The sequence below is a fragment of the Rhodococcus sp. BS-15 genome, from assembly GCF_000813105.1.
Lineage (GTDB): Bacteria > Actinomycetota > Actinomycetes > Mycobacteriales > Mycobacteriaceae > Rhodococcoides.
In genome coordinates, this window is sequence record NZ_BAOX01000179.1 from 1 (window position 1) to 10,273 (window position 10,273).

The 10,273-nt window shown below is 65.4% G+C and carries 11 protein-coding genes and 2 pseudogenes; 8 read left to right on the forward strand and 5 right to left on the reverse strand.

From position 1 onward, the window contains the following. Positions 1 to 77 precede the first annotated feature (77 nt). Positions 78 to 1,220, reverse strand: coding sequence for an acyl-CoA dehydrogenase family protein (locus RHBS_RS18135; RefSeq protein ID WP_128646170.1), 1,143 nt, complete (start codon positions 1,218 to 1,220; stop codon positions 78 to 80). 95 nt (positions 1,221 to 1,315) lie between these two features. Between RHBS_RS18135 and RHBS_RS18140 the strand changes: the two genes are divergently transcribed. The 5 genes from RHBS_RS18140 to RHBS_RS18160 all read left to right on the forward strand — a co-directional run bounded on the left by RHBS_RS18140 (position 1,316) and on the right by RHBS_RS18160 (position 4,528). Beyond that, positions 1,316 to 1,897 carry a TetR/AcrR family transcriptional regulator gene (locus tag RHBS_RS18140; protein ID WP_230596325.1) on the forward strand — a complete coding sequence of 194 codons (582 nt, stop codon included), beginning with the start codon at positions 1,316 to 1,318 and terminating at the stop codon, positions 1,895 to 1,897. Positions 1,898 to 1,976: 79 nt separating this feature from the next. Further along, complete coding sequence (locus tag RHBS_RS18145) at positions 1,977 to 2,996, forward strand: LLM class flavin-dependent oxidoreductase (protein ID WP_128646171.1); 1,020 nt, start codon at positions 1,977 to 1,979, stop codon at positions 2,994 to 2,996. Between the two features lie 85 nt (positions 2,997 to 3,081). Beyond that, entirely contained in the window at positions 3,082 to 3,888 is an 807-nt protein-coding gene (locus tag RHBS_RS18150) for a transglutaminase family protein (RefSeq protein ID WP_128646172.1), read from the forward strand. A gap of 116 nt (positions 3,889 to 4,004) precedes the next feature. Further along, on the forward strand, positions 4,005 to 4,175 hold the full coding sequence (locus tag RHBS_RS18155; protein WP_128646173.1) for a CsbD family protein: 171 nt from the start codon (positions 4,005 to 4,007) through the stop codon (positions 4,173 to 4,175). Positions 4,176 to 4,267: 92 nt separating this feature from the next. After that, positions 4,268 to 4,528 carry a lipopolysaccharide assembly protein LapA domain-containing protein gene (locus RHBS_RS18160; protein WP_121870543.1) on the forward strand — a complete coding sequence of 87 codons (261 nt, stop codon included), beginning with the start codon at positions 4,268 to 4,270 and terminating at the stop codon, positions 4,526 to 4,528. Positions 4,529 to 4,576: 48 nt separating this feature from the next. Here RHBS_RS18160 and RHBS_RS18165 read toward each other — a convergent pair whose 3' ends face one another. The 4 genes and pseudogenes from RHBS_RS18165 to thiD form a co-directional block, all read right to left on the reverse strand. Then, a complete protein-coding gene (locus RHBS_RS18165) occupies positions 4,577 to 5,872 on the reverse strand; it encodes a Mur ligase family protein (RefSeq protein ID WP_306303552.1) in 1,296 nt (431 codons plus the stop codon). After that, on the reverse strand, positions 5,873 to 6,067 hold the full coding sequence (locus tag RHBS_RS30875; protein WP_237669380.1) for a hypothetical protein: 195 nt from the start codon (positions 6,065 to 6,067) through the stop codon (positions 5,873 to 5,875). Continuing rightward, positions 6,064 to 6,369, reverse strand: coding sequence for a hypothetical protein (locus tag RHBS_RS18170; RefSeq protein ID WP_128646174.1), 306 nt, complete (start codon positions 6,367 to 6,369; stop codon positions 6,064 to 6,066). Before RHBS_RS18170 ends, RHBS_RS30875 begins: the two co-directional genes overlap by 4 nt. 108 nt (positions 6,370 to 6,477) lie before the next feature. Beyond that, a pseudogene (gene thiD, locus RHBS_RS18175) lies at positions 6,478 to 7,268 on the reverse strand (bifunctional hydroxymethylpyrimidine kinase/phosphomethylpyrimidine kinase). A gap of 318 nt (positions 7,269 to 7,586) precedes the next feature. Between thiD and RHBS_RS18180 the strand changes: the two are divergent. The 3 genes and pseudogenes from RHBS_RS18180 to RHBS_RS18190 all read left to right on the forward strand — a co-directional run. Continuing rightward, positions 7,587 to 8,024, forward strand: a complete 438-nt coding sequence (locus RHBS_RS18180; RefSeq protein WP_128646175.1) for an SRPBCC family protein — start codon at positions 7,587 to 7,589, stop codon at positions 8,022 to 8,024. A gap of 35 nt (positions 8,025 to 8,059) precedes the next feature. Continuing rightward, the gene (locus tag RHBS_RS18185; protein ID WP_128646176.1) at positions 8,060 to 9,340 is read left to right on the forward strand and encodes an APC family permease; all 1,281 of its coding nucleotides are present in this window, start codon (positions 8,060 to 8,062) and stop codon (positions 9,338 to 9,340) included. Beyond that, positions 9,337 to 10,273 (forward strand): annotated as a pseudogene (locus RHBS_RS18190) (phytoene desaturase family protein); the annotation flags it as partial. The gene RHBS_RS18185 and the pseudogene RHBS_RS18190, both read left to right, overlap by 4 nt.

Genomic DNA, 10,273 nt, shown 5'->3' on the forward strand with positions numbered 1-10,273 from the left:
GCAGTGGTATGGATATCGGGTTCGGTTGTCGTCATGCAGATGTCCCCTACGTTGTGTGGAATGGCAGATTGCGATCGTCAGTTCGTGGCAAGCGAGCGTGCGATCACCAGACGCTGAATCTGGTTGGTGCCCTCGAAGATCTGAGTGATCTTGGCGTCGCGCATGTATCGCTCGACGCGGAAGTCGCGGGTGTACCCGTAGCCACCGAGCACCTGCACCGCATCGGTGGTCACCTTCATGGCAGCATCGGTGGCGATCAGCTTGGCCACGGAAGCGTTGCGCGAGTACGGAAGTCCGGCGTCACGCCGACGGGCAGCATCGAGGTAGGTGGCGCGGGCCGAGTCCACTGCAGCCGCCATGTCCGCCAGCACGAAACCGAGGCCCTGGTGGTCGATGATCTTCTTGCCGAACGCCGTACGCTCCTGGGCGTACTTCACCGCGTCGTCGAGCGCCGCCTGCGCGATTCCCACTGCCACAGCGGCAATTCCGAGCCGTCCGGCATCGAGTGCACTGAAGGCGATCTGCAGCCCCTGCCCCTCCGCACCGATTCGCCACTCGGTGGGTACGTGCACGTTGTCGTAGTGCGCCGAGGTCGTCGGGATCGCGTGCAGTCCCATCTTCTCCTCGGGCCTGCCGAAGCTCAGGCCGTCGGTTCCATCCGGAACGAGAAAGCACGAGATGCCCTTCGATCCTTCTCCTGTCCGGGCGAACAAATTGTAGAAGTCGGCCACTCCGCCGTGCGTGATCCACGCCTTCGAACCGTTGACCGTGTAGCCACCCTCGGTCGGGGTGGCCTTGCAGCTCAGTGCGGCGGCGTCGGAGCCGGCCTGCGCCTCGGACAGTGAGTACGCGCCGATCTGTGCACCACCGAGCATGCCGGGAAGCTTGTCGGCTTTCTGCTGATCGGTACCGAAAACCATCAAGGGGTGGCAGGCAAGGCCGTGCACGCTCACCGCAACGGCCACTGCCGCCCAGCGCGATGCCAGTTCTTCGAGAACCTGGAGATAGACCTCGTACGGTTGTCCTCCCCCGCCCCATTCCTCCGCGTAGGGCAGGCTCAACAGGCCCGCCTCGCCGAGGGTGTCGAACACTCCGTCGGGGTACGCCTCGCGCCGTTCGTGATCGTCGACGATCGGGTCGAGCACCTTGTCTGCCACGTCGCGGGTCAGCGCGATGAGGTCGCGCGCTTCGGCAGTGGGCAACAGACGATCGACGGGCACGTGAAAAACCTCCGGAAAGTTCGGATCAGTACTGCTGGGCGATCCGCAGTACTGATGCAGAGTACTGCACAAGACGATGCAGTACCATCCCTGATGTGAACGCACCCGTGACCTCGCATGCCACGGCTCGCCGTTCCGAGCTCTTCGACCAGCTCGTGAGTCTGTTTCTGGCAGAGGGCTTCGCGCACCTGACGCTCGACACCATCGCGGCCCGCCTCCGCTGCTCCAAGTCCACGCTGTACACACTGGCGTCGAGCAAGGACCAGCTTGTCGGCGGTGCCACCGTGCACTATTTCAAGTCCATGACCACGCAGGTCGAAAGCGCGGTCGCCGAGGTCGACGGCACCCGCAATCGCATCACCACGTATCTGACTGCGGTGGGAGCAGCTCTGGAGTCGGCGTCCGAGCAGTTCATGACGGACCTGGCGTCACTCGAGGCGGCCCGCTCGGTGTACGAACGGAACACCGCGATCGCCGCGCGCCGCGTCCAGGAGTTGATCAGCGAGGGCGTGGCCAGTGGCGAGGTGCGCGACGTGCACGCGGCCTTCGTCGGCGACGTCGCCTCCTCGGTCATGGTTCGCATTCAGACTCGCGAGGTGTTCCGCCTGACCGGACTGAGCGACGGCGACGCCTATCTCGAACTGGCGAAGCTCTTGACCGCCGGCATCGGCGCGTAGCCCGGACGCCGGGAATGGATTCGACCCGACACACGCTGAAGTACAGTGAATAGTTGATCCTTCAACGAAAGAGCGCGTGATGAAGAAGATCGGATTTCTGTCCTTCGGGCATTGGTCGGCGTCCCCACAGTCACAGACGCGGTCGGCGTCGGACGTGCTGCTGCAGTCCATCGACCTCGCGGTCGCGGCCGAAGAACTGGGTGCCGACGGCGCGTACTACCGCGTCCATCATTTCGCCAGCCAACTCGCGTCACCGTTCCCCCTCCTCGCCGCCGTCGGTGCCAAGACGAGCACCATCGAGATCGGCACCGGCGTCATCGACATGCGCTACGAGAATCCGTTCTACATGGCCGAGGACTCGGGTTCCGCCGATCTCATCTCGGGCGGACGGTTGCAGCTCGGGGTCAGCCGAGGATCGCCCGAGCAGGTCATCGAGGGGTATCGCCATTTCGGCTACACACCGGCCGAGGGTTCCGATCACGCCGACATGGCCCGCGAACACACCCGCATCTACCTCGATCTGCTCGAGGGCAAGGGCTTCGCACAGCCGAATCCACGGCCGATGTTTCCCAATCCGCCCGGACTCCTGCGCCTCGAACCGCACTCCCCCGGTCTCCGACAGCGCATCTGGTGGGGCGCCGGCACCCGCGAAACCGCCGAATGGACCGCGCGCCAAGGCATGAATCTGATGAGCTCGACGCTGTTGAGCGAAGACACCGGAGTGCCGTTCCATCAGTTGCAGGCCGAGCAAATCGAACGATTCCACAAGACGTGGAGCGACGCCGGACACAATTTTGCACCGCGAACTTCAGTGAGCCGCAGCATCTTTCCGATCGTCAACGATCTCGATCGCGCCTATTTCGGCCGAGAGGGCAGTGGCGACGATCAGGTCGGTTACATCGACGGTGGCAAAGCCCGATTCGGCAAGACGTACGCAGGCGAACCCGATCGACTGATCGAGGAGCTCGCTGCGGACGAAGCGATCGCGGCCGCCGATACCTTGCTGCTCACCGTCCCGAACCAGTTGGGCGTCGACTACTGCGCGCACGTCCTCGACACTGTGCTGCGTGACGTCGCCCCGGCGCTGGGGTGGCGCTGAACACTCGCGGAGCGAGATGGGGTTGGTTTCGGCGGATACGGGTACTGGCAGCACGTTCACCCACCCCCACCTGCCAGGAGTTCTCATGCTCAAACGCGACGTATCCGCGCGCCTCGATGTAGACATCACCGCAGCCACCACGCTCGAATTCCAGATCGCGATCGCGCCACACCCGGGCACGACGGTCACCGAATCACTGTCCTTCGTTCTCGACGGCACCCCCATCGAGGCGAAGGAAGTGAGCGGGCCGCACGGCAACCGAATTCACGTCATGCCCGCCGACGTGGGCAACCTGCAGGTGTCGTACGACGCCACGATCTTGGGCAACACAACCCCGGCTCCGGTCACCGACTACGACATGTCGCTCTACCTTCGACCCAGCCGGTACGCCGAGGCCGACAAGTTCTACGGTTTCGCCGCAACCGAATTCGGCGACTACGCGGACTCCGAGGAACTGCTGGCCAAGATTTCCGCGTGGGTCGGCGCTCGCCTGAGCTATGTTCCCGGAAGCAGTGATCCGATCGACGGAGCCGTCGACACGCTGCTCGCCGGACAGGGCGTCTGCCGGGACTACTCGCACCTCGTGGTTGCCATGCTGCGCGCGGTCAACGTTCCGGCCCGCCTGGTGGCGGTGTACGCACCCGGCTGCGATCCGATGGACTTCCACGCCGTCGCCGAGGCGTTCGTGGGTGGCCAGTGGCGCGTCGTCGATGCCACCTGCCTTGCCCCGCGCTCGACGCTGGTGCGCATCTCGGTCGGTCGCGACGCCGCCGACACCGCATTCCTGGACAACCACAAGGGTGCCATCACGCTCAACAGTTCCGTGGTCACCGCGGTGGTCGACGGTGAGCTCCCCCACGACGACATCACCGAGCTGGTCTCGCTCACCTGACCCTCCGACCGAACGCCGCCGTGATGTGATCCGCATCACGGCGGCGTTTGTTTTCGGTATCGGAAACCGACTAAGTATCCGTTACCAGCATTCACAGCCACCTGAAAGGGACTCACATGAGCTTCATCGACAAGGCCAAGAACGCAGCAGAAGACGCCATCGGCAAGGCCAAGGAAGTTGTCGGCGACGCCACCGACAACACGGACCTCGAGGCCGAGGGCAAGAAGGACCAGGGTTCGGCAGGCGTGAAGAAGGTCGGCGAGAACATCAAGGACACCTTCAAGTAACCACCCCAATCGCATCGAGTGCCGCCGATCTCGATGATCGGCGGCACTCGCCTTTCACCCCACCTACTTCACACCCGAGAACGGATTCCCTCATGACCGCATCGACCGACACGACACAGACCACCAAGCGTCGCGGCGGATTCGCCTCCAAGTTCGCCCTCCTCGTCACGCTGGTCCTCGTCGCAGCACTGGTGATTTTCGTGCTGCAGAACACGATTCACACCAACATCAACTTCCTCGGCTGGAACTTCGAGCTCGCTCAGGGTGTGTCCCTGCTCGGTGCCGCTGTCGTCGGTGCCGTCATCGCGCTCGCCGCAACAGCCGCACTGAAGGTTCGACGCGCAGTTCGCTGATCGCGTAGAGCCGGTCGACGACACCGTCGACCGGCACAACCACGTCACTCAGACGATGTCGCTCCACAGTTCTCGGAGCACCACACGGTCGTCGAACTCAGGACCGTAGACCTGCTCGGTGTCGCAGCCTCGGCCCGCGACCACAACCACGTCTCCCGGCCGGGCGGTGTGCACCGCGAGCGCCAGCGCGGCACGACGATCCGGCTCCACCATCACCACTGCCGACCGCGCAGCTCGCGCGCCCTCCGCCACTGCTCGGCGGATGACATCGGCGTCCTCGGACAGCGGGCTCTCGTCACTGACGATCACCACATCCGCCAGAGCCGCTGCGGTGGCACCCAGAGGAAAACGCTTGCCAGGATCGCGTTCCCCTGTCGCTCCGACAACCACTATGACCTGTCCGGTCACCAGAGATCGCACGAACGGCAGCAAACTGCGCTGCCCCTCGGTGTTGTGCATGTAGTCGACGAGGGCCAGAAACGACTGCCCGACGTCGATACGTTCGAGCCGGCCGGGAACCGAACGGACACGCTCGAACCCGGCGGCGACCGACTCGAGATCCTTGCCCGCAGCCAATGCGACGGCGAGCGCGGTCAGCGCGTTGCTCGCCTGGTGCGGTCCGAGCAGGGGCAGGCGAATGTGCAGCGAACCCAGCGGAGTTCGCACCGTCATGGATGTATCGGCATCGGTGCACTCGATGTTCTCGCCCACGACGTCTGCGCGCGGATCGGCTGCAGACCACGTCCAGCACGGAACGTCGACCAGCCGGGCGAGTCGTCTGCCGTGTACGTCGTCGATCCCCACTGCGGCGACGGCCGTTCGGTCGGCTGCGAACAACTCGGCCTTCGCCGCGAAGTACTCGTCCATGCTGCCGTGGTAGTCGAGGTGGTCCGGGCGGAGATTGGTGAACCCGACCGCTGCGAACCGCACGCCGTCGACGCGGTGTTCGGAGACTGCGTGCGAGGACACCTCCAGTGCAACCGCAGTCGCACCCTCGTCGCGAAACCGTCCGAGTGTGCGCTGGACGGTGGCGGCCTCCGGTGTCGTTCGTGCCGTCGGCACCGAAGTCAGTGGTCCCTGAAGACCTATGCCGGTCATCGTGGCGACAACCTCGCCGGACGCGGCGAGTCCGGCGGCGAGAAGCAACGCGGTACTGGTCTTTCCGTTGGTGCCGGTCACGCCGTACATGTCCATCGTGTCGGCCGGATACCGATGGATCCGGGCGCAGACCGGACCGGCGCTTCGACGCGGATCCGCTACGACGATGGTCGGCAGTACCGTCGACACTCGGTCGGACAGCACGGCGACTGCTCCGCGCTCGAACGCCTCGATCTCGAAATCCAGTCAGTGAACGTGGGTGCCAGGAAGCGCCATGTACAGGTCCCCTGGCATCACGGTTCGCGAGTCGTCACTGGCCCCGGTCACCCGAACGGACTCGATGGGTTCCGGCGATCCGAGCGAGAGGGCCAGGTCGGCCAGGGGCACCCCGACGACCCTCGGCGGTGTCCGTCGACTGTCGAACGACGCGGAGTCGGTCAATGCCCTGCGGGGTCCGTCAGAGACTTACCCTCCCGAGCTTTGACGCGTCTGCGCTCCAGAAGCACCAGCACGATTCCGGCAATCAGCAGGATCGGCGCGGCTACCGCCCCGATCCACGTCCAGCCACTGAACCCGTACCCGGCTGCGGTGAGGGTGAGGCCGAGGCTCACCAATGCCAGACCGATACAGATGTATCCCGGCCAGTTACGTGTGTCGACGATCGCCTCACCGGCGTGACCACGTGTGGTCCGATCGTCGTCGGTAGCACCGGCGTCGGCTTCGCCCGTGTTCTCGTCTGCCATGTGGATCCCCTCCGGATGCGGACCGTTCATCCCATTCGAGACAAACCGTCCACGACGGCTGCCCGCTCGAGACGGGAGATAAACCTGGCAGCGGAGCGAATCGACCGATCAGTCGTGCCAACCCACCGCTGCGAACGGAGCGTGGCTCGTCACTCGGCCTACGATGCCTGCGTGCGCGAAGTCCTTGGCGGTTGCCACCGCATCGGGCACGTCCACACCCTTGGCGAGCTCAGCGGTGATGGCAGCCGCGAAGACGCAGCCCGCTCCCGAGACCCGCTCGTCGCCGATCTTGGGAGCGCGCAACACGGTCAGTTCGGAACCGTCCCAGACGACGTCGACGGCCTCGTCACCGGGCAACCCCGCACCGCCCTTGACCACCACATAGCGCGGTCCCAGATCGGCAATACGCTTGGCCGCCTCGCCAGATCGTCGACGGTGGTGATGGCGTCCATTCCGGACAACGTCTGTGCCTCGAACAGGTTGGGGGTGATCACGGTGGCCACCGGAAGAATGTCGCGCCGAAGCGCATTGTCGGTGTCGAGCGCCGCGCCCGGCTCCTGCCCCTTGCAGATCAAGACCGGATCGACCACCACGTGCCGCCACGGCTGCAGACGCAACGAGCTCGCCACGGTCTCGACGGTAGCGGGCGTGCCGAGCATGCCGATCTTGACGACATCGAGATCGTGTGCGGCAGTGGCAACTTCGATCTGATCGGCGATGACCGAGCTGTCGATGGGGACGAAGCGGTGGCCCCAGCCGGACTTCGGATCGAACGAGACGATGCACGTGATGGTGCCGACCCCGTAGACCCCGAGCCGCTCGAATGTCTTGAGATCTGCCTGCAGACCGGCTCCACCGGTGGCTTCCGAACCTGCGATCACGTACGCGATAGTCGACATGAGCTCAGTATGACAAGCACCGCTGCGCCTCGAATCAGGTGGTCGAGCGGCGGGTCAGGTGCGGTCAGCTCGGTGGCCACCGGTCTTCTGCCTCGACGTCCTCGATCCGAACGGTCCGATGAGTCCAGATGGCCTCGAAACATGGGCCATGCTCTGCTGCTATCGGTTGAGGCGGACCGTTTCGGGGCATACGGCCGTATCCGATCCTTCTACCGTGCGATCGCAGCACCGAGAGTGCCCCCACTTCCAGCCCCGGAGTGTCGGCGAGCACCGATCACGCGCTCACACATCCTGACAAGAGATTTCGGAGGCCCAATCGTGCCCACGAGCAGAGACACCACAGCCAGCTGCGAGGACGTCTGGAACGTTCTCGCGAACGCATGGACGTACGCCACCTGGGTGGTCGGCGCATCCCGAATTCGCGCAGTCGACGACACCTGGCCCGCCGCCGGTGCCGCGATCCACCATTCGGTGGGTGCCTGGCCCGCCGTCCTGAGCGACATCACGCGCTCGGTGGGAATTCATGCCGACCGCGAAATCCGGCTCGAGGCGCGAGCGTTGCCGTTCGGCAAGGCGTCGATCACCTTGCGGCTGCACCCGATTGCCACCGGCTGCCGCATCGAGATCATCGAACATGCGATCACGCCGCCCTTCGACCTGGTGCCGAACAGGGTGCAGCATCTCTTGTCGCATCCGCGCAACGCCGAGGCACTACGCCGGCTCGCTCTGCTGGCAGAGCGGTCCACGGCGCCGTGAGCAAGTCCCCACTGCGACAGGCAGTCTCGGGGAAGATGCTGTTCGTGTTCATTCTCGGCGACGTGCTCGGCGCCGGAATCTACGCTCTCGTCGGCGAGATCGCGGGTGAGGTCGGCGGCGCGATCTGGCTCCCCATGCTCGTCGCGCTGCTGATGGCGCTGCTCACCGCTGCGTCGTATGCGGAACTCGTCACCAAGTACCCACGAGCAGGTGGCGCGGCCGTGTTCGCGCAGCGCGCGTACGGGCACCCGCTCGTGTCGTTTCTGGTGGGGTTCTCGATGCTCGCCGCAGGTGTCACCAGCGCCGCAGGCTTGGCGCTCGTCTTCTCGGGCGACTACCTGGGTGTGTTCCTCGACGTGCCTGCCGTGCCGGCCGCGGTTGTCTTCCTGCTTCTGGTCGGGCTGCTCAACGCGCGCGGGATCACCGAATCGTTGCGGGCGAATCTCGCCATGACGATCGTCGAGGTGTCGGGTCTGGTGCTGATCGTCGCCCTCGCCGGTCTCGTCCTGAGCCGGGGCGACGGCACGCCGTCCAGGGTCCTCGAATTCACCGACGAGACAACTCCGACGCTCGCAGTGCTCGGCGCGGCTCTGCTCGCGTTCTATTCGTTCGTGGGATTCGAGACGTCGGCGAACATCGCCGAAGAAGTCGAGGACGTGCGACGGGTCTATCCGCGAGCACTTCTCGGCGCCGTCACCGCGGCCGGGGTGGTCTACGTGCTCGTCGGTCTCGCAGTGTCCACCGTCGTGCCCGCCGACACCCTGGCGCAATCGAGCGGTCCGCTGCTCGAGGTCGTCGCCGCTGCCGATGCCGGCATTCCGCCGTGGGTCTTCGGCCTCGTCGCACTGATAGCAGTAGCCAACGGCGCACTGCTGACCATGATCATGGCGTCGCGACTGACCTTCGGCATGGCGCGTGACGGTCTGCTTCCCGGCGCATTGGCCAAGGTTCTGCCGGGGCGCAAGACTCCGTGGGCGGCGATCGTCGCCACCACGGTCGTCGCGATGGTGTTGTGCAGCACCGGTTCCGTCGCTGCGCTTGCGGAGACCGTGGTGCTACTCCTGCTGTTCGTCTTCATCAGCACCAACGTCGCGGTCCTGGTACTCCGCAGCGATCGGGCCGACTCCGGTCATTTCCGGACACCGACAGCACTCCCCGTCCTGGCATTGATCACGTGCGCAGTTCTGCTGACCCAACAGTCCGCGGCAACGTGGCTGCGCGCCGGATTGCTCCTCGCCGTGGGAGTAGCGCTGTACTTCGTCGGTAACCTGCTGACCAGCAAGACCGATACCGACCAGAGGAGTGCAGTCTCATGACCACCACCGAGGTCGACGCGATCGTGATCGGCAGTGGCCACAACGGCTTGGTGGCGGCAGCAGCGATGGCCGACGCCGGCTGGGACGTCGTGGTTCTCGAGGCCGCCGAACATCCCGGCGGCGCTGTGCGCAGCGCCGAGCTCGTGTCCGGTTTCACCAGCGACCTCTTCAGCGCCTTCTACCCGCTGGCTCTCACCTCGCCTGCCATGACGGCACTCGAGCTGGAAAGCCACGGGCTGCAGTGGTCGCACTCCCCCGCGGTGTACGGCCATGCGCGGTCACCGCAGGACACCGACGCTCCGGTCGTTCACCACGACGTCGAGACCACCGCTGCGCGGCTGTCGGAACACGACGCGCGAGACGGCCGAACCTGGCTGCGGCTCTTCGAGCAGTGGGAGCGCATTCGCGAGCCCTTCATGAATTCGTTGTTCGGACCGTTTCCACCCGTCGTTTCAGCGGCTCGACTCGTACACACCTTGGGGGTGCCCGAGACACTGCGCTTCGCGCGATTCGCTGCCCTCCCCGCCCGGGTGATGGCTCACGAGCTCTTCCACAGCGAGGCTGCTCGCTGCCTGTTGTTGGGCAACGCCATGCACGGTGACGTCCCGACCGATGCCCCGGTGAGCGGCATGATGGGCTGGCTGCTCACGATGCTGGCCCAGGACGTCGGGTTTCCGACCCCCGTGGGCGGATCGTCTGCGCTGACGACCGCGCTGATTCGCCGTGGTGCCGCGTCGGGTGCGGTGCTCGAGTGCGGTCAGGCGGTCGAGCACATCGAGGTGCGCGGCGGCCGCGCTCGTGCCGTGCACACCGCGGCCGGAGACACGTTTCGGGCGCGCAGGGCGATCATTGCCGACGTGTCCGCGCCGGCCTGTACGGTTCGCTACTTCCGTTCGACGCCGTACCTCCGCCGAGTGCACGAGGACTTGCGGA